The organism is Thioalkalivibrio sp. ALJ3 (assembly GCF_000377205.1).
In the GTDB taxonomy this organism is placed as follows: Bacteria; Pseudomonadota; Gammaproteobacteria; order Ectothiorhodospirales; family Ectothiorhodospiraceae; genus Thioalkalivibrio.
Genome location: NZ_KB897905.1, coordinates 364,720 through 383,613, shown reverse-complemented (window position 1 = coordinate 383,613; position 18,894 = coordinate 364,720). Strand labels below are relative to the sequence as shown.

Annotated in this window: 18 protein-coding genes; 9 read left to right on the top strand and 9 right to left on the bottom strand. The window is 64.8% G+C overall.

The window, feature by feature from the left end; genetic code table 11:
- The first annotated feature begins 23 nt into the window (after positions 1-23).
- Both C935_RS0101885 and hemE read left to right on the top strand, forming a co-directional pair.
- Positions 24-1,427, top strand: coding sequence for an FAD-dependent oxidoreductase (locus C935_RS0101885; RefSeq protein ID WP_018860822.1), 1,404 nt, complete (start codon positions 24-26; stop codon positions 1,425-1,427).
- A gap of 8 nt (positions 1,428-1,435) precedes the next feature.
- Positions 1,436-2,494: a uroporphyrinogen decarboxylase gene (hemE, locus tag C935_RS0101880; RefSeq protein ID WP_018860821.1), complete on the top strand. Its 1,059-nt coding sequence runs from the start codon at positions 1,436-1,438 to the stop codon at positions 2,492-2,494.
- Between the two features lie 334 nt (positions 2,495-2,828).
- Here the strand turns inward: hemE and C935_RS0101875 are convergent, their stop codons facing one another.
- Positions 2,829-3,455, bottom strand: a complete 627-nt coding sequence (locus tag C935_RS0101875; protein ID WP_018860820.1) for a hypothetical protein — start codon at positions 3,453-3,455, stop codon at positions 2,829-2,831.
- Positions 3,455-5,827, bottom strand: a complete 2,373-nt coding sequence (locus C935_RS0101870) for a penicillin-binding protein 1A (protein WP_018860819.1) — start codon at positions 5,825-5,827, stop codon at positions 3,455-3,457. The genes C935_RS0101875 and C935_RS0101870 overlap by 1 nt, the downstream gene beginning before the upstream one ends.
- Before the next feature lie 143 nt (positions 5,828-5,970).
- Between C935_RS0101870 and C935_RS0101865 the strand changes: the two genes are divergently transcribed.
- The 6 genes from C935_RS0101865 to C935_RS0101840 all read left to right on the top strand — a co-directional run bounded on the left by C935_RS0101865 (position 5,971) and on the right by C935_RS0101840 (position 11,496).
- The gene (locus C935_RS0101865) at positions 5,971-7,038 is read left to right on the top strand and encodes a pilus assembly protein PilM (RefSeq protein ID WP_018860818.1); all 1,068 of its coding nucleotides are present in this window, start codon (positions 5,971-5,973) and stop codon (positions 7,036-7,038) included.
- Complete coding sequence (locus tag C935_RS0101860; RefSeq protein WP_018860817.1) at positions 7,035-7,598, top strand: PilN domain-containing protein; 564 nt, start codon at positions 7,035-7,037, stop codon at positions 7,596-7,598. The genes C935_RS0101865 and C935_RS0101860 overlap by 4 nt, the downstream gene beginning before the upstream one ends.
- The gene (locus C935_RS0101855; protein WP_018860816.1) at positions 7,598-8,179 is read left to right on the top strand and encodes a type 4a pilus biogenesis protein PilO; all 582 of its coding nucleotides are present in this window, start codon (positions 7,598-7,600) and stop codon (positions 8,177-8,179) included. Before C935_RS0101860 ends, C935_RS0101855 begins: the two co-directional genes overlap by 1 nt.
- Positions 8,179-8,721: a pilus assembly protein PilP gene (locus tag C935_RS0101850; RefSeq protein WP_018860815.1), complete on the top strand. Its 543-nt coding sequence runs from the start codon at positions 8,179-8,181 to the stop codon at positions 8,719-8,721. The genes C935_RS0101855 and C935_RS0101850 overlap by 1 nt, the downstream gene beginning before the upstream one ends.
- Positions 8,722-8,752: 31 nt before the next feature.
- Complete coding sequence (pilQ, locus tag C935_RS0101845; RefSeq protein ID WP_018860814.1) at positions 8,753-10,873, top strand: type IV pilus secretin PilQ; 2,121 nt, start codon at positions 8,753-8,755, stop codon at positions 10,871-10,873.
- A gap of 80 nt (positions 10,874-10,953) precedes the next feature.
- A complete protein-coding gene (locus C935_RS0101840) occupies positions 10,954-11,496 on the top strand; it encodes a shikimate kinase (RefSeq protein WP_018860813.1) in 543 nt (180 codons plus the stop codon).
- 14 nt (positions 11,497-11,510) lie between these two features.
- On the opposite strand, the gene C935_RS0101835 is transcribed toward C935_RS0101840, so the two are convergent.
- Both C935_RS0101835 and C935_RS0101830 read right to left on the bottom strand, forming a co-directional pair.
- A complete protein-coding gene (locus tag C935_RS0101835) occupies positions 11,511-11,948 on the bottom strand; it encodes a nuclear transport factor 2 family protein (protein WP_018860812.1) in 438 nt (145 codons plus the stop codon).
- Complete coding sequence (locus C935_RS0101830) at positions 11,948-12,358, bottom strand: nuclear transport factor 2 family protein (RefSeq protein WP_018860811.1); 411 nt, start codon at positions 12,356-12,358, stop codon at positions 11,948-11,950. The genes C935_RS0101835 and C935_RS0101830 overlap by 1 nt, the downstream gene beginning before the upstream one ends.
- Positions 12,359-12,474: 116 nt before the next feature.
- Between C935_RS0101830 and C935_RS0101825 the strand changes: the two genes are divergently transcribed.
- A complete protein-coding gene (locus C935_RS0101825) occupies positions 12,475-13,338 on the top strand; it encodes a carbohydrate kinase family protein (RefSeq protein WP_026278588.1) in 864 nt (287 codons plus the stop codon).
- 8 nt (positions 13,339-13,346) lie between these two features.
- Here C935_RS0101825 and C935_RS0101820 read toward each other — a convergent pair whose 3' ends face one another.
- From C935_RS0101820 to C935_RS0101800, 5 genes are read right to left on the bottom strand one after another with little or no spacing between them, the layout of a single operon-like run.
- Complete coding sequence (locus C935_RS0101820; RefSeq protein WP_018860809.1) at positions 13,347-13,913, bottom strand: peroxiredoxin; 567 nt, start codon at positions 13,911-13,913, stop codon at positions 13,347-13,349.
- The gene (dsbD, locus tag C935_RS0101815; RefSeq protein WP_018860808.1) at positions 13,910-16,285 is read right to left on the bottom strand and encodes a protein-disulfide reductase DsbD; all 2,376 of its coding nucleotides are present in this window, start codon (positions 16,283-16,285) and stop codon (positions 13,910-13,912) included. Before dsbD ends, C935_RS0101820 begins: the two co-directional genes overlap by 4 nt.
- Complete coding sequence (gene cutA / locus C935_RS0101810; protein ID WP_018860807.1) at positions 16,273-16,620, bottom strand: divalent-cation tolerance protein CutA; 348 nt, start codon at positions 16,618-16,620, stop codon at positions 16,273-16,275. The genes dsbD and cutA overlap by 13 nt, the downstream gene beginning before the upstream one ends.
- A gap of 13 nt (positions 16,621-16,633) precedes the next feature.
- Positions 16,634-17,458, bottom strand: coding sequence for an efflux RND transporter periplasmic adaptor subunit (locus C935_RS0101805; RefSeq protein WP_018860806.1), 825 nt, complete (start codon positions 17,456-17,458; stop codon positions 16,634-16,636).
- 39 nt (positions 17,459-17,497) lie between these two features.
- Positions 17,498-18,892, bottom strand: a complete 1,395-nt coding sequence (locus C935_RS0101800; protein WP_018860805.1) for a TolC family protein — start codon at positions 18,890-18,892, stop codon at positions 17,498-17,500.
- Between the last annotated feature and the right edge of the window lie 2 nt (positions 18,893-18,894).

Below are 18,894 nucleotides of genomic sequence, written 5' to 3'. Positions count from 1 at the left end.
GTTCCCGTCGGAGCGAGTGATCCATGGCTTTCAATCCGATGCAGTTCCTGGACCTGCCGCGCCAGGACCCTCAGAAGACCCCCGCCGAGATTCGTATCCACGAATTTGGCGAGATCATCGGTCAGTTCGATCCGGCGACCGCGGGGCAGCAGGCGGGCCGCTGTCTGGCCTGCGGCAATCCGTATTGCGAGTGGAAGTGCCCGGTGCACAACTTCATCCCGAACTGGCTGAAGCTGGTGGAAGAGGGCAACCTGTTCGCCGCCGCCGAGCTCTCGCACAAGACCAACTCCCTGCCCGAGGTCTGCGGCCGTGTCTGCCCGCAGGATCGCCTGTGCGAAGGTGCCTGCACGCTGAACGACGGTTTCGGCGCGGTCACCATCGGTTCGGTGGAGAAGTACATTACCGACGAGGCCCTGAAGGCCGGTTGGCGTCCGGATCTCTCTGACGTCACCCCGACCGACAAGCGCGTGGCCGTGATTGGCGCCGGTCCAGCTGGGTTGGGCTGTGCCGATATCCTGGCGCGTAACGGCGTGCAGGCGGTGGTGTATGACCGTCACCCGGAGATCGGCGGTCTGCTGACCTTCGGTATCCCGCCGTTCAAGCTCGAAAAGCACGTGATCCGCACCCGCCGCGAGATCCTCGAGGGCATGGGCGTTGAGTTCCGCCTGAGCACCGAGATCGGCCGCGATATCCAGATGGACGCCCTGCTGGAGGAATACGATGCCGTATTCCTGGGCATGGGGACGTACACCGCGATGCAGGGCGGCTTCCCTGGCGAGGATTTGCCGGGGGTGTATCCGGCCCTGCCGTTCCTGATTTCCAACATCCGTCAGGTGATGGGCTGGGAGCACGATGAAGATGGTTTCATCGACGTGGCCGGCCAGCGTGTGGTGGTCCTCGGCGGTGGCGACACCGCGATGGACTGCAACCGTACCTCGATCCGTCAGGGCGCGGCCTCGGTGACCTGCGCCTATCGCCGCGACGAGGAGAACATGCCGGGTTCGCGCAAGGAAGTCGTGCATGCGCGCGAGGAAGGTGTGCAGTTCGAGTTCAATGTTCAGCCGGTCGAGATCGTAGGCGATGGCAAGGTCGAGGGCGTCAAGGTGGTGCGCACCCAGATGGGCGCACCGGACGAGCGCGGCCGCCGCCGTCCGGAGCCAGTGCCGGGCTCCGAACACGTAATCCCGGCCGACCGCGTGCTCATTGCCTTTGGGTTCCGTCCGTCCCCGGCGGACTGGTTCGCCGAATTCAAGATCGGCGTGGACGAGGGCGGGCGTGTGCAGGCCGTTGGCTCACACGCCTTTCAGACCGGCAACCCGAAGGTCTTTGCCGGCGGCGACATGGTGCGCGGCTCGGACCTGGTCGTAACCGCTGTCTTCGAGGGCCGCGAGGCCGCCGAAGGCATCCTTGAATATCTCGGCGTTTGAGCCTTTCGATGTCCCAGACCCTGAAGAATGACCGCCTGCTGCGTGCGTTGCTGCGCGAGCCCGTGGACCGCCCGCCGATCTGGATCATGCGCCAGGCCGGACGCTACCTGCCGGAGTACCGCGAGACCCGCGCCCAGGCCGGTAGCTTCATGAGCCTGTGCCAGAATCCGGAGTTGGCCTGCGAAGTCACGATGCAGCCGCTGCGCCGATTCCCGCTGGATGCGGCGATCCTGTTCTCGGACATCCTGACCATCCCGGATGCGATGGGCCTGGGGCTTTATTTCGAGACCGGCGAGGGTCCGCGCTTTCGCGACCCGATCCGTTCGCTCGAGGCGATCGAGAACCTGCCGGTGCCCGATCCGGAGCAGGAACTGCGTTATGTGATGGACGCGGTGCGCCTGATCCGGCGCGAGCTGAATGGCGAAGTCCCGTTGATCGGCTTTGCCGGCAGCCCGTGGACGCTGGCCACCTATATGGTGGAGGGTCAGGGCTCGCGTGACTTCGCCGAAACCAAGCGGCTGATGTACGGCGAGCCGCAGGCGATGCATGCGCTGCTGCAGAAGGTCGCCAGCGCCGTTACTGAATACCTGAACGCGCAGATTCGCGCCGGGGCACAGGCCGTGATGGTCTTCGATACCTGGGGTGGGTCGCTCACGCCGCGCGGCTATCGCGAGTTCTCGCTGGCCTACATGCAGCGCATTGTCGATGGTCTGATCCGGGACCACGACGGCCGCCGCGTGCCGGTTACGCTGTTTACCAAGGGTGGCGATGCCTGGCTCGAGGCGCAGGCCGAGACCGGTGCCGATGCGCTGGGGCTGGACTGGACGATCGAGATTGGCGAGGCCAGCCGTCGCGTCGGGGACCGTGTGGCACTACAGGGGAACCTGGATCCGTCGGTGCTGTACGCGCCGGACGCAGTGGTGCGCGAGGAGGCCCTGCGGGTGCTGGACGGGTTCGACCGGGACACCGGTCACGTCTTTAACCTCGGGCACGGGATCCATCCGGGCATTGACCCGGACCGGGTTGCGACCCTGGTCGAGACGGTCACCTCCTACCGCCGCGATTGAGTCGGCGTCTCCTTAAGGAGACGCTGATTTAATCGCGCGTCCGCGCTCGAGTCGCTTTTGCGTGGGAACAAGGCGCGGTGACTGCCGTGCAGTCATTCTGCACAAGGGAACCGCAACGCCGTTCCCGCGCCCGTTTTTGATCAACAACGGGCGGCCGAGCCCCTGCTTTCAACGGCTTGTGGGGTTGGTGCCCCCTGTTCCCCGATCCTGCGTTGCGCCGCTTGCGGGTAGAACCACTACCCGCTGCACGACGCGCCTTGTCTCGGAAAACAGGGGGCACCAACGCGGACGTGCGATTACATCAGCGTCTCCTTAAGGCGCCGTCTCCCTGGCGTCAGGACGCGTCGGCCTGTGCTGCGTCGGTGTTTGCGGCGTCCAGCAGTCTGTCCACGTCCGCGCGACCCGCGCGGGCCATGGGCTTGCCGTCCACCGGCGACGGCGGCGCCTGGCGCAGTCCATCCAGCGGGAATACGGTCAGCTCGATGTCCGTGTCATTCGGCCCGCGAAAACTCAGAAACGGTACCCGCTGCTCGCGCCCTTGGCGGCTGCGGTAGCGGCGTTCACCTGTCTGGCAGCGGATGCCGCGTTCGCCCAGGTCGAGGATGACCTCCTCCACGGTTTCCGCAAACGCGTGTAGGTTGACCAGGGGCTGGCGCTCGACGATCCCGTCCAGCAGCGGACCGACCAGGCGCGGTTCCAGCTCCGCCAGCCGCTCCATTACGATCCGCGCCGCCTCCAGGCGCTCGCGGTAGGCCTGGCGGCTGGCGTCCGTTGCGAACAGCCGACTGCGTTCGATGGCGGCCGCCTGGATCTCGGCATTGCCCGGCATCTCGTGGCGGGCTTCGATACCCAGATGCTCCGCTGCCTTGCGCTTGGCCAGCGCGAAATCGCGAATTCCGTCGTCCAGCAGGATCCGCGCGGCCTCCTGTGCCAGTTCCTGGCGTATGCGGGAAGGATTCATCAGAACACCGATTCGGGTGGGCTCTGGCCGTTCTCCCCGCTGGGGCCTGAGGGTGCCTGGCCGCGTTCCGGTACCTGTTGCGGGATCAGCCACTGGATGTTGGCCCCCGGGGTCTCCTCGCTTGGTGCACGACGGCCGTCGGGCAGGATTGCAACCCGCTGCAGGTCATCCGGCCGCTCCACGGGACGCTCCGGTGCATCGGTCAGCACCGAGTCCATAAATCGTACCCAGAGCGGGAGCGCCGTGCGTCCACCGCTTTCGCGCCGGCCCAGCTCGCGGTTGTCGTCGAAACCGACCCAGGCGGTGGCCACAATATCGGCGTTGAATCCGGAGAACCAGGCATCGCGATAGCTGTTGGTGGTGCCGGTCTTGCCCGCCAGGTCCGAGCGCCCCAGCTGCTGCGCCTGACGCCCGGTACCGGCGGTGATTACATGCCCCAGCATGCTGCTCATCTGCCAGGCAGCCCCCGGATCCAGCACCTGGGCCGGGTCGGTGTACTGCAGTGGCCCCCCGCTGGCATTCAGGTACAGGTCCTGGCCGGGCGGGTTTTCGCAAGGCGACGGGCAGGCGCGTTCGGTCGGCGCTTGATAGAGGACCTCGCCGTCGCCGGTCTCGATGCGGGTGATGATCCACGGGCTGTGCAGCTTGCCGCCGGAGGCGAACACGCCATAGGCATTGTTTAGCTGCAGGGGCGTAACTGCCCCGGTACCGAGCACCATCGACAGGTTACTCGGGTGTTTGTCCGGGTCCAGACCAAAGCGTGGCAATTGTTCATGCACGCGCTGCGGGCCCAGGCTGTTGAGCAGGCGGATCGACGCGAGGTTGCGCGACTGGGCCAGGGCATCGCGCATACTCATCTCGCCCTGGAACTGGCGGGAATAGTTCTGCGGGCGCCACTCGGCCCCCAGCGCGGGATCGTCGAAGACCATTGGTGCGTCCACCAGCATCCCTTCCGGGCGATAGCCTTCCTGTAGCGCCAGCGCGTACACCAGCGGCTTGAATGCGGAGCCCGGCTGGCGCTGCGCCTGGGTGCTCCGGTCGTACCGGTTCTCGAAGAAGTCGAATCCCCCGGCCAGGGCAACAATGGCCCCGTCCTTGGGCGACTGGGCGATGACTGCGCCCGTCACTTCCGGTTTTTGCGCCAGACGCCAGCGTCCATCGGTGTAGGGTCGGACGCGGATCACGTCACCCCGTTCGAACTCGGGGTTGCGTGCCCACTGCTGGTCGCGGGGTTCGACCACGAGTTCACCGATCTTGCCGCCGTCCACCTGCAGCGTGCCGTCTTCCTCGCGTTCCATCACAACCACGGGAAACAGCAGGCGCCCATGAACGCCCTGTGCCTTCAGGGCGCGCATGCGCGATTCGGCGTCGGCCATGGTTTCGTCGCTCAGTTGATCCTCGGGTCCGCGATAACCGTGGCGCTCGTCGTATTCCAGCAGGCCCTCGCGCAAGGCCTGGTTGGCCGCTTCCTGGTAACGGGAGTCGATGGATGTATGGACCTGCAGGCCGCGTCGATAGGCATCCTCGCCCCAGAGGTTGAAGACGATCTGGCGGGCCGCCTCTGCCACCCAGTGGGCATCGACCTCGGTCGCGGCCACGTGCCGTTCGGATGATACCGGTCGGGCGATGGCCTCCTCGTATTCCGACTCGCTGATCGCGCCGGTATCGAACATGCGACGCAATACGTAATTGCGGCGAATCTCGGCACGCTGGGCGCTGGCGACGGGGTTGGTTGTGGAGGGGGCCTTGGGCAGCGCTGCCAGGACGGCGATCTCGTCCAGTTCCAGCTCGTCGACCGAGCGGTCAAAGTAGACCCGTGCCGCGGCCTCGATCCCGTAGGCGCGCTGGCCCAGATAGATCTTGTTCAGGTACAGCTCCAGGATCTCGTCCTTGGTCATTTCCTGTTCCATGCGAATGGCCAGGAAGATCTCGCGCAGTTTGCGCTCGTAGGTGCGGTCGCGTGTCAGAAAGACGTTGCGCGCCAGCTGCATGGTGATGGTGGACCCACCCTGGCTGCGATCGCCGCGCGTGGAAATCTCATTGATGGCCGCCCTTGCCAGGCCGACGATGTCGACCCCGGGGTGATCGTAGAACCGTTCGTCCTCGGCCGCGATAAAGGCCTGGCGCACTTGCTCGGGGATTTCTTCAATGGGCAGGGGGATACGCCGCTCTTCGGCGAATTCGCCCATCAGCAGGCCATCCGCGGTGCGGACCTGTAGCGGAGTTTGCAGGCGAACGTCGCGCACAGCCTCCGCCTCGGGGAGGGTGGGGGCGTAGTGCACGTAAAGGGCCGCAATGGCCGCGGATACGCCGATTCCGGCCGCCAGGACCAGGGCCAGCAACGCCGCAAAAATCTTGAGAATCGGCTTCATGACTGTAAAAAAAGTGGGGCCAAGTTAAGAATCAGCTTTCAAAGCAACTTGCAACCCGGATTTCGGAGTGTATATTGTGAACGAGCTAGCATACTTGATTGTAACGCTACCAGTTACTTTCATTGGGGTATACAGGGGGATGTGTGCTGAGTCTCGGAAAGGGCAAGCAGGGACTGCTGGGCGTGGATGTCAGTTCGGCCGCCGTAAAGGTGCTGGAGCTGGCCCGCCAAGGTAAGGGTTACCGGGTCGAAGCCTTTGCGGTGGAACCGCTGCCGGATGGTGTGATGGTGGACAAGGTCTGCCAGGACACCGAGGCGGTGGGGAATGCGCTTGCCCGTGCGGTGAAGCGTTCCGGCACCCGGCTCAAACAGTGTGCGATGGCCGTCCCGTCCTCGGCTGTCATTACCAAGACCATCCAGATGTCCTCCACCCTCAGCGACAGCGAGCTCGAGGGCCAGGTGTTCGTCGAGGCCGATCAGTACATTCCCTACACCCTGGAAGAGGTCAACCTCGATTTCCAGGTTCTTGGCAAGAACGAAAAGAACCCTCAGTTGGTTGACGTCCTGGTTGTCGCCTCGCGGCGCGAGAACGTCGAATCGCGAGTGGCGATCGCCGAATCCGCCAAGTTGACCCCCGAACTGGTGGATGTCGAGGCCTACTCGATCGAGCATGCCTCCTCACGCCTGGTCGAGCAGATCCCCGACCGCCAGAACAAGCCCATCGTCGCCATCGTCGATGTCGGCTCCTCGGTGACGGCGGTCTATGTGGTCAGCCAGACCGAGGGCGTAATCTATACCCGCGAGCAGAATTTTGGCGGGCGCATGCTCACCGAAGAGATCATGCGTCGCTACAGCATGAACTATCAGGAGGCGGGCTCCGCCAAAATGAGCGGCGACCTTCCGGCCGATTACGTCAGCAATATCCTCGAGCCGTTCAAGCAGACGATGATGGACCAGATCCAGCGGCTGCTGCAGTACTTCTACGTCACCCGCCCGCAGGATTCGATCGACCATATCCTGCTCGGTGGCGGCTGTGCGGCGATTGCGGGTGTCGACGAAATGCTCGAGGAAAGTTCCGGAACCCCGGTTTCCATTGCCAACCCGTTTCGCGGCATGGCGCTTTCCCGCCGTGTCAATCAGCAGCGCTTCGCCAATGATGCCCCCGCGTTGCTGACCGCCTGTGGTCTGTCCATCAGGGGGTACGCCGGATGATCTACATCAACCTCCTCCCCTGGCGCGAGAAGGCCCGTGAGCAGCGGCGCAAGCAATTCTTCGGCGCGCTGGGTGGCGCGCTCGTGGTGGGCGTGCTGCTGGCGTTCACCGGGCATACCTTCATGAATGCGCTGATCGACCACCAGCAGTCGCGCAACCAGATGCTGGAGCGCGAAATCCGCGAGCTGGATCGCAAGATTGCCCGCATCCGCGACCTGGACGAGCAGCGCCAGGCCCTGATCGCGCGGATGGAGGTCATCCAGACCCTGCAGGCGCGCCGCCCGGAGGCGGTGCATCTGTTCGATCAGTTGGTGGAGACGTTGCCGGACGGCACCTATCTCAACGAGGTGCGCCAGGAAGGCGAGCGCATCCGCCTGACGGGTCGTTCCGAGTCCAATACCCGGATCTCGGCCTTGATGCGCCGCATCGATGCCTCGCCATGGTTGTCCGACTCGAACTTGCAGATCATCGAGACGCGCGAAGAAGGGCGCCTCCAGGTGCGTGATTTCCGCCTGGACGCCAACCAGACGCGGCCGTCGGATATCGAGGAGGATTCCTGATGAACATCAAGGAACTCAACGAGATCGACTTCAACAATATCGGCGAGGCGTCCTGGGCCGTAAAGGCCCTGATCCTGGTCGTCATCGTTCTGGTCATCCTGGGGCTGTCCTATTACTTCTTTATCGGCGATCAGCGCACCGATCTGGAACGCGCCGAGAATCGCGAAGAGCAACTGCGCGCCGAATTCGAGGACAAGCAGCAGCGAGCCGCGAATCTCGGGGCCTACGAGGAACAACTCGAAGAGATGGAGCGCATGTTCGCCTCGCTGCTGGAGTTGCTGCCCAGTTCTGCAGAAATTCCCAGTCTCCTGGTGGATATCTCGCAGACGGGTCTGCAGGCCGGGCTCGAGATCGAACTGTTCGAACCGCGCGGGGAGAACCGCCGGGACTTCTATGCCGAGGTGCCGATCCGTTTGCGGGTGCGGGGCGACTACGAGGAGCTGGCCGAATTCGTCAGTGGTACCTCCGCGCTTCCGCGGGTGGTGACCATGCACGATATGCACATTCGTCGGGGCAACTCGGATAACGACCTGTTGATGGATGCCACTGCGCGCACCTATCGCTACCTGGAGGATCACTGATGCGGACTCCTGCACAGCGATCCCTGACGGCGGCCCTCGCGCTCGGCCTGATGGCTACATTGGGGTTGTCGGGGTGTGCCCAGGACAAGAGTGACCTGGAGCGCTACATCGCGGAAATCAACGAGCGCCCGGGTAGTGGCATCGATCCGATTCCGACGCTGGAGCCGCACGAGCCCTATCTGTACCCGGGGCACACCCGCTCGCCGTTCGATTCCACCGTGATCGCGCAGCCCAGCCTGGCGGTAGCCGAGGGCGAGCCCGGCGATGCCGAGATCGACCCCGATCGCCCACGCGAATTCCTCGAAAGTTTCCCGCTGGATTCCCTGCGGATGGTGGGATCGCTGGAGCAGGACGAGGTGCGTTATGCCCTGGTCCGTACCCCCGATCGGGGTATTCAGCGCGTGACAGTGGGCAATTACATGGGCGAAAACCACGGCCGTATCGTCGAGATCACTGCCACCCGGGTGAAGCTGGTCGAGGTGGTCCCGGATGCCTTCGGCGGGTACGTGGAACGCGAAAACTCCGTGGCGCTGGCCGACTAGCGGTCGGGGGAGCAGAACAATGATGAACCGAATGGGCCGCAATACCGGCAACAACTACAGGGGACTACACATGGGTTCTTCCATGCGCGCGCTGGCGGGCACCGTGATGGCGATCGTGCTTTTCATGGTTTCGCAGGGGGTGGCGGCGACCGAACTGGAAGAGATTCGGGCGGCCAGCATCAGTGGTGATCGCGTGCAGGTGAATCTGCGTTTCTCCGGGACACCACCCGAAGATGTTCGGGCCTTCGCCATTGACTCCCCGCCACGCATTGCGCTGGATCTTCCGAACGCCGGGAACGCGCTGCGCAGCCGCGAAACGGATCTCAATGTGGGGCCGCTGTTGACCGCCACGGCAGTCGAATCGGGCGATCGCACGCGGGTGGTGCTGAACCTGACTCAGCCCTCCGAATATCAGACCCGGGTGGAGGGCAACAACCTGATCCTGACGCTCGGGCGCGGGGTTTCCGAGGCCGACAGCGATGTGCAGCAGGTGGTTGACCGGGCCGGCGAGCCCTCCGAGCGGGCGACGCGCAGTGCGCGCCCGGTCGAGATTACCGGCATCGATTTTCGTCGCGGTTCCGAGGGCGAAGGCCGAGTCGAGATCGACCTGTCGCGTTCCGGTGCCGAGGTCAATGTGCGCGAACAGGCAGGCAAGGTTGAGCTGACCTTCCCGCGCGCCCGGGTGGACGAATCCCTGGAGCGCCGGCTGGACGTGCTCGATTTCGCCACACCGGTTCGCACCATCGATACCGTCGCCGAGCGTGAGCGTGTGCGTATGGAAGTGGGCGCGCATGGTGAATACGAGGTTCTGTCCTACCAGAGCGATCGCCGCTTTGTGCTCGAGGTGGCACCGATTACCGAGGCGGAACGCGAGGCACGCCGCCGGGAGGAAGAACAGTTCGAGGGCGAGCGTCTGTCGCTGAACTTCCAGGACATCGAGGTGCGCTCGGTCCTGCAGTTGCTGGCCGACTTTACCGATCTCAACATCGTGGTCAGCGACACCGTGGGGGGTAATATCACCCTGCGCCTGAACAACGTGCCCTGGGATCAGGCGCTGGACATCATCCTGCGCTCGCGTGGGCTGGACAAGCGCATGGACGGTAACGTGCTCTATGTGGCCCCGAGCGAGGAAATCGCGGCACGCGAGCGTCTGGAGCTGGAGGCGCAGCGCGACCGCCAGGAACTGGAGCCGCTGCGCACCGAGTTCGTTCAGATCAACTTCGCCCAGGCCGAGCAGATCGCATCGCTGATTCGTGGCGACGAGACCGGCCAGTTCCTGTCCGATCGCGGCAGCATCACCATCGATAGCCGTACCAACACCCTGCTGGTGCAGGACACCCAGACCCGTATCGAGGATGTACGCCGTCTGGTGCAGACGCTCGATGTGCCCGTGCAGCAGGTGCTGATCGAGACCCGCATCGTTATTGCGGAGGACACCTTCAACCGCGAGTTGGGTGCACGCTTCGGCATCTCCGGAACGCGGGGGGATCGCCGTACTCGAGTCGGTGGCGCGGGTTCCATCGAGGGCGCGGATGCGGCCCGGGATGCTTCTACCGCCGGTTTGGGGGGTATCGCGATCGGTGACCGCCTGAACAGCTCGCTGCCGGCTAGTGGCGATGCAGGGCGAGCCGGGATTAGTCTCCTGCGCAGCGGTGTACTGCTTGATCTCGAACTTTCGGCCCTGCAGGTCGAGGGTCGTGGTGAGATCATCTCCAGTCCGCGTGTAATCACGGCCAATGGTCAGACGGCGACTATCAAGCAGGGTGAAGAGATCCCGTTCCAGGAGGCCACTGCCTCCGGTGCGACCTCCACCCAGTTCATCGAGGCGGTGCTGTCCACCGAGGTGACCCCGCAGATCACGCCGAACGGCAATGTGATCCTCGACATCAAGGTGACGAAGGACGAGCCAAGCCAGCGCGTGATCCTGGGCGTGCCAGGGATCAACAAACGCGAGGTAGAGACCCAGGTCTTTGTCGGCAACGGCGAGACGGTGGTGCTGGGCGGCGTGTACGAGATCGACAGCCGCACCAACCTCGAGAAGGTCCCGTTCTTCGGGGACATCCCGTTCCTGGGGAATCTCTTCCGCAACCGTTCCACGGAGAATACCAAGGCCGAGCTGCTGATCTTCGTGACGCCGCGCGTCCTTGACTGACACCTGGATGCACGACGGTCGAAAAGCCGGGGCCTGTCCCCGGCTTTTCTTTGTCCAGCGAGGCCAGTAGCCTTGCCGCCATGCAGAACATTGTCCTGGTAGGGCCCATGGGGGCCGGCAAAAGCACGATTGGGCGCGGGCTGGCGGGGCTGCTGCGGCGCCCGTTCTTCGACACCGATCAGGAGATCCAGCGGCGTACCGGCGTGGATATCCCCACGATCTTCGAGTTCGAGGGCGAGGCGGGTTTTCGCAAGCGCGAGTCGGCGATGCTGCAATCGCTGCTGGAGCGCGATGGAGTGGTCATCGCCACGGGCGGCGGGATCGTCGAGCGCCCGGAGAACCGCGATCTCTTGAGTCAGCACTTCGTGATCTACCTGCGCGTCCCGGTGGACGAGCAGTTCCGGCGCACGCGCCGCAATCGCAAACGCCCCCTGCTGAACGAGGTGGCAGACCCACGGGCCAAGCTTCAGGAGCTGTTCGAGCGCCGTGATCCGCTGTATCAGGAGGTCTCGAGCATGACGCTGGAGGGGCGCGGACGACGGGTGCGCGATGCCGTTCGCGGGGTTTGTGACGCCCTCCAGGTCCAGCGCCCCGACTTGTGTCAGCCGCGTTCGGGGGGCTGAACACGGCTTCGAAGTCAGTGCCGAGTGGATCCGCCCCCGTCCGGCATGAACATTCCTTCCTGTGAAGGGGGTGCGCGCCGGCCGTGCGAGGCATGGTGGAATTGCAGCCGCCAGCCGTCGTCACTACGGCGCCAGGTCTGGCTGATGAGGATGGTCCCGGTGGCGGCAACATCCCCGGGGCGGGTAATGGCCTCCTCGATCACGAGACTCAGGCTCTCGGCGGTTTCCTGGCGCCCGACGATGCGCGGCTCGATCCCGATATTCAGCTCGCGTGCGAATACCAGCAGCCAGCTCTCCATTACCTCGGAAACCCCGCGATGCGCTCGCGGGCTGCCCGGGTGCACGCAGACGATATCCGGGCGTTCTGCCCACAAGCGCATCATTCGTTCGATGTCCGCGGCGCGAAAGGCCTCATAGTAGGCCGCCAGGCATTCGTCACTCGGGCTGCCCATCAGTGCATCCGCCCCGTATCCCAGGCCGGTGGCGGATCCGGGTCCGGGCTGGCGTGATGCAGGAACATTCGCCAGCCATCTCCATCCAGACGATAGCCATTGGTTGCCAGCATCACGCCGCGGCGTTCGCCTCCGACGTAGAGATTTTCGCGCAGGGCGTGGATTACCAGGTCCTGTCCGGGGGTCACGTTCAACTCGGTGCGATGGACCACCACGCCACGCATGTTGGGCAGGATGTCATCCCAGCTCTCGAGGATGATGTCGGTGCCCAGCAGCCGCTCGCCGCCAGGGTGAATGCAGATGCATTCCGGACTGTCCAGCCAGATCTCGCGCATTGCGTTGGAGTCGCCAGCCTGAAAGGCCTCGTAGAATGCCGCCTCGGCGGTTTCCGGGGAGGGGAAGGTTGCCATGCCGCTCGCTGTCATCGGGTGAGCCCGCATTGTCGCAGCCTGTCATCGGGATGTCGCGGATGACGCTGGCGATCGCACCGCGCACAATACGCATCGGTGGAATGACGAGTACAACGATGGCGCGCATCCTGGCAACAGGCATTGTCACCCTGGATCATACTCTGGATGTTGAACAGTATCCGTGCGAGGACGACGAGATCCGTGCATTGGCCAGTACTTCGCAGCCGGGAGGGAACGCCACGAACACCGCCCGTATTCTCGCGCAGTTCGGGCATCGCGTAGCGCTGGCGGCGGTCCTCGCGGAGGATGAGTCTGGTGACCGGCTGCGCGAGCGGCTCGTCAAAAGCGGCATCGACATTGACGCCTGCGCGCGGCACCCAGGCGTGACCCCGACATCCCACATCCTGCGTTCGCGCGCCTCGGGCAGTCGCACCATCGTGCATCATCGCGATCTGCCTGAACTGAGCGCGGCAGATCTGCAGTCGATTGCCTGGGAGGAGTACGACTGGCTGCATTTCGAGGGCCGCAGTCCGGAGACCCTACGAGCGGTCCTGCCGCAGGTCCGCGAGGCCATCACCGATCAGCCGATCTCACTGGAGTTGGAAAAGCGGCGCCCAGGGCTGGAGGCGTGTCTGGAGTGGGCCGATGTCCTCATGCTGTCGCGGGACTGGGCGGAGGGGATTGCCGCCCGCCCTGAAGAGGCCGCGGCCGAACTGGCCCGCCGTTACCCAGGCCGCATCGTGACCGTGACGGCCGGAGCCGAGGGTGCCTGGCTCGTTCAGGATGATCAGCGAGTGTACTGCGCGCCCACGCCGGGTCTGCACGTCGTCGACAGCGTGGGGGCGGGCGATACCTTCAATGCCGGCCTGATTGATGCGCTGGCCTCCGGCGAGCCGCCCGAGCAGGCTCTGGTGTCCGCCGTACGCCTGGCGGAACGCAAACTCCAGCAAACGGGGTTCGAAGGGCTGACAAAACGCTGACTCGGTCCTTACAGGTAGTCGTCCAGCCAGGCCTGCAAATCATCTTCCTTGACCTCGCCGCGATGGGTGTCGCGGATGATGCCATCGCGGTCGATCAGCACGGTATAAGGCAACGCACCGATGCGGTTGCCGTATTGCCGCCCCACCTCTACGGCCTCGTCCTGACCGATCAGGATCGGAAACTCGATACCGAAGTCGTCGACGAAATGCTGGGTCGCGCTTAGCTCGTCCACGGCGACCGCCACGATCGTGAAGCCGGCGTCCCGGTGTTCTTCCCATGTTTCCTGGAACAGGGGCATCTCTTTCTTGCACGGCGGACACCAGGTGGCCCAGAAGTTCAGCACGACCAGATCGCCATCCCACTCGCTGAGCTGGCGGTCGTTGCCATCCAGATCCGGCAACGTGAAGTCGATACGGCGGTCGCCCTGGGCTTCCTCCGCGGCCGCTTCCGCCGCTCCGCTTCCATTGGCCTCGGCGGTATCCATCTCGGGCGTAGGTTCCTCGCAGCCGGCCAGCAAGAAGGTGCTGGTGGCTGCGAGGGCGATCCAGCCAAACGTGTGCGAGCGATGCTTCATGGCGTGACCCCGATTGCGTTTTCCACATGGGCCAGGAAGCGGTCGGCGTTCAGATAACCTACGTTGCGATAGTTGCGCAGTTCATTGCCGTCGGAATCCCAGAAGATCATCGCGGGCGGCCCGAACAGGTTGAACTCGCGCATCAGGTTTCGGTGCTCCGAGGTGTTGTCGGTCACATCGGCCTTCAGCAGGTGCACGTCCGCCATCGCGTTGATCACGCGCTGATCCTGGAACGTCGTGCGATCGAGGCGTACGCAATCCACGCACCAGTCGGCGTAGAAGTCCAGGAACACCGGCTGGTTGTTGTTGCGCGCCTGCTCCAGCTCGCGCTCGAGATCGTCGAGGCTGTCGATGTAGGTGAACTCCATCTCTGTGGGGCCGGCGCGCTCCCCGTTGGCGGTGACGGCGGGTTGATTCAGCGTGGCCAGCGGTCGGAAGACGTCCTTGCCGCCGGTGGCCGCGCCCAGCATCAGCAGGATGCCGTAGATCAGGAGCACGACACCCAGGCCCTTCCACAGGGTGTACCAGCCCGACGTGCCCTCTGGCAGAGTGCGCAGCGCACCCATGTAGATCGCGGTCACGATCAGCAGGATGGCCCACAGGAACATCGCCACTTCGCCGGGGATCACCCGTTCGAGCAGCCAGATGCCGATCGCGAGCAGGCCGACACCGAACGCCGCCTTGATGGTGTCCATCCACGGGCCGGCTTTCGGCAGCAGGCGGCCGGCGGAGGTCCCGATCGCCAGCAGCGGGGCACCCATCCCCATGCTCAGGGAGAACAGGGCGATACCGCCCAGCACCGCGTCTCCGGTATGGCTGATGTAGAGCAGGGCGCCAATCAGCGGTGCGGTCACGCACGGGCCGACAATCAGGGCCGAGAGGAAGCCCATGATCCCGGCGCCCATGTAGGTGCCGCCTTCCTGGCGATTGCTGATCTGCGAAAGCTTGCTTTGCACGCTGGCCGGCATCTGCAGTTCGTAGAAGCCGAACATCGACAGTGCCAGTGCGATGAAGATCGCGACAAAGGTGCCGATAATCCAGGGATTCTGGAAGGCCGCTTGCAGGTTGGCCCCGGCAAGCCCCGCGAAGACCCCGGCAATGGTGTAGGTCAGCGCCATCGCCAGCACGAACACCAGCGAGATCAGGAATGCCTTGCGCGTAGTCAGGTTCTTCTGCCCGATGATGATGTTCGACAGGATCGGGATCATCGGGAACACACAGGGGGTGAAGGTCAGCAACAGCCCGAAGCCGAAGAAGGCCAGGGCCACCAGCCAGATCTGACCATCGGCCAGCTGGGCCGCAATGCGGTCCTGCTGGGTGACGGGCGCCGCGGTCTCGTCGTCCTCTTCCGGTGCCGCCTCGTCGGTCGTCTCGATCTCGTCCAGGGCCTCGTCGCCCGTTTCCGGCAGGGCGTCCGCGTCAGCCTCTGCGGCCAGGTCGGAATCGAAGCTGACCGAGACTTCCTGGGTCAGCGGCGGGTAGCACACACCGCCGTCCCAGCAGCCCTGGTAGTCAATCGCCAGGGTGATCTCGGAAACGTCGTCCTCGTCGCGCAGTACCGGGACCAGGATCTCGACCTCGTCGCGGTAGATCTGGGTTTCGCCGAAGAATTCGTCCTCGTGCATTTCGCCTTCGGGCGGATTCACGGGGCCAAGCTCAATCCCGTCACCCTCGGCGATGCGCACATCGAGCTGGTCGCGATAGAGGTAGTAGTCCTCGGCGATTTCGAAGCGCAGGATGACTGCGTTCTGGCTGATCGGCTCGAGCGACGCCTTGAAGGCCTCTTCCGGTTCGAGCAGGTCATCCGCAGCGCTCAGGTCTCCGGTCAGGCCGCCCAATTCATCCAGGGCGCTGCGTTCTTCGTCGGCCGCCTCGTCCTCGGTGGTTTCCTCTACTTCGGTTGCTTCTTCACCGTTTTCGCCGGGCAGGCCCGGAAGCTCCAGCGAGACGGTCTGGAAATGTGGCGGGTAGCATACGCCGATGTCCGCGCAGCCCTGCGAGCGCGCGGTCAGTTCGATCTCGGTGCTATCGGCCGCGAGGATGGGCAGCTCGATGCTGACCTCGTCGCGATAGGTCTCGACCTCGCCGAAGAACTCGTCGGTCTTCTTCTCGCCGTCGGGGATGTTCGGTTCGCCGAGCTCCAGCCCCTCGCTCTCGGGCTCGAACTCGAACTGCTCGCGATACATGTAGTAGCCGTCCGCGATCTCCCAGGTCAGGCGGATCGTGTCGGCGTCAATGGCCTCGGCGCTCAGACTGAACGCATCATCCGGATCCAGCAGATCGTCATCGAAGATGGCGTTCGCCAGGGCCGGAGTCAGCAGGAATGCGACCAGGAAGGTCGCCAGCCAGTTACGCAGGTTCAGGAGGTGCATTGCGTTATCCAGTTCAGGTAATCCGGGGACCCATGCGTGATCGGCACGGCAATGATCTCCGGGGTTTCATACGGGTGATGTTCCGTCAGGTGGGCCTGCAGGTCGTCGCGGGCATCGACGGAGGTCTTGATCAGCAGTGTGACTTCCGAGTCGGTTTCGATATTCCCTTTCCACAAATAAATTGAGCGTCCGGCGGGGAGGATATGCACGCATGCGGCCAGCCCGCGCTGGACGAGATCGCCGGCCAGGCTCTCCGCCTCGTCTGGATCATCCAGGGTGGTGAGCACAAGCCAGGCGCACACGTTCGCGTTGTCGGTTTCCTTGTCCGGCATCATCGGTTCTTGGGCATCAGGAGTTCTGGCGAAGTTCGATGCGGGCCGGTTGCCCGGGGCGCAGTACGGCATCGTCGCCCGGGGAAAATTCGGCCTCGATCCGGTATCCCTGATCCTCGTCTTCCCCCACAAGTTCCCAGCCGATGCTGTCAATCGTGCCAGAAAACTCGTACTCGCCGACGAAGATGGTGACTTCCTGTCCCTCGGTCAGTGTGTCGATACGGTCCGGTGCTACCAAGGCGCGGGCGCGCATGGTATCGCCGTGCCCCAGTATCGCCAGTACGGCCGGAGCCAGGGCGGGATTCACGAACTGCCCCGGGGACACATCGATGCGCGTGATGCGGCCGCTGGCCGGCGCACGGACGGTCGCATCATCGCGGTCGGCGCGTGCGCGATCGCGCTGCGCTCTTGCCTCGGCCAGACGCGCGGCGACGGTGGCCTGCTGGATGCGCGCCAGCTCCACCTCGCGCAGGGCGATCAGCGTCTGGTCGTACAGGTCCTCCGCTTTTCCGACCTCGCGATTGGCCTCGTCCAGTTCCAGTTGCAGGCGTTCGATGGCCGCCTGGGCAGCGCGCAGATCGGCCTCGACCCTTCGGGTATCGAGACGGAACAGGGCGGCGTCCTGATCGACGTGCTCGCCCGGGCGGACCTCGATCGCCTGAACCTTGCCGGCGACCGGGGCCGTGATGCGGTAGGTCTGGCCCCAGTCGAGCTGGCCTGCCAGCGCACCGTTATCCTCGGCCGCCGCCCCCACGGAGGTCAGCATCAGAAGGGCGCTGCATGCGAGCACCGAAAGTAGCCTTCGGCCTGGGTTGTCCGGGATCAGGCGATCGATGGACATCGGGTGTTCTCCCTCGGGGCGCCCGGAGGCGCGCGTTTGTTATTCCCCTTCCGCCGTGGCTATGCCGGCCAGGCGGAAGGGGCTCAGATCGCCACGGCCGGTCAGTAGCGCCAGGCGCTCGTAGACCATGGCCAGCTCGAATTCGGTCTGGGCATTGAAGTAGGCCGCGGCACTTTGCTGCACCATTGAGTCGCCGAGATCGGCCTGGTCCTCGATGTCGTACAGATAGCGTGCGCGGTCGATGTACAGCTGGCGGTAGTCCATGCGCCATTCGGCCTCGTCGCGCTGCATGCGCAGCGCCTGGGCCTCGTGATAAAGCGCGCGCAGACGATTGCGGGCCTCGATGCGGGCTTGGCCGAGGTCGGCCTCGGCACGCTGGCGGGCCGCGACCGCATGCCCCACCCGGCTGTCCTGGCGGCGGCCCTCGTACAGCGGGACCTCCAGCACGAGACCCGCGGCAAAGGGGTTGCGATCGCCGCCGAACTCGCGGTTCCAGTAGCCCGTTTCCGCCTCCGCATACAGGCGTGGACGCCGCTGGGCGCGGGCCGCGTCCACGCTGCGCGCGGCGGCCTCCACCTGCAGGCGTTCGGCTGCGAGGGTTGGATTCGCGCTTTCGAGCTCGGCCATCAGCTCGTCGAGCCCCGGGAGGTCCGGAAGCTCCAGTGGAAGGGCGGGAGGCAACACGGTACGGATGCGTTCGCCGGGGCGGTTCAGGGCCTCGGCCAGCTCGTCGCGGGCACGGCGCTGATTCTGCAGGGCGCGCTGGCGCTGCACGCGCAGCGTCTGGTACTCCGACTCCAGGCGAAAGACCTCGATATCCGAGACCTGCCCGCGCTCGGCGCGTTCTTCCGCCCGCTCCTTGCTGACGAATGCGGCCGCCATGGCCTCGGTGTCTCGGGCAAAGCCGAGGTCGGCGAGCAAGACGTTGAAGTAGCGGTCCATCACATGCAGTGAGTGTCGGGCGTGTGCCAGGGTCTCCATCTCCCGGGCCGCCTCCAGGCGTTGGGTACCCGCCGCCTCGCGGGCGCTGGACTGACCGAAGTCGCTCAGCAGCTTGCGGGCGACGATGGCGGCACGGGAGTCGTTGCGGCTCTGGTCCGGGGCGAGGTCGTTGGGCTCGATCCAGCGGGCCTCCAGGCGTGCGTTGACGGTCACGTCTCGTTCGGCCTGGGTGCCGGCCAGTTCCTGCTCGGCGATCTCGCGTTCCGCTCGCGCGCGACGAACCTGAGGGTGGAGAGCGTCGACCGCGGTCAGCGCGTTCTGCAGCCGCAGCGGTTCGGGCAGTGGTTCGGCATCGATGACCCCGTCAGCCGGAACGTCCTGTGCGGCAGCGATAGCAGGCAGATGAGCCAGTGTGGCTGCGATGAGGCTTGCCAGAAGGGGTGTGGCGATCCGGCGTCGCCCGTTCCGGCGCGCCGCATGTGCTGGATGCATTG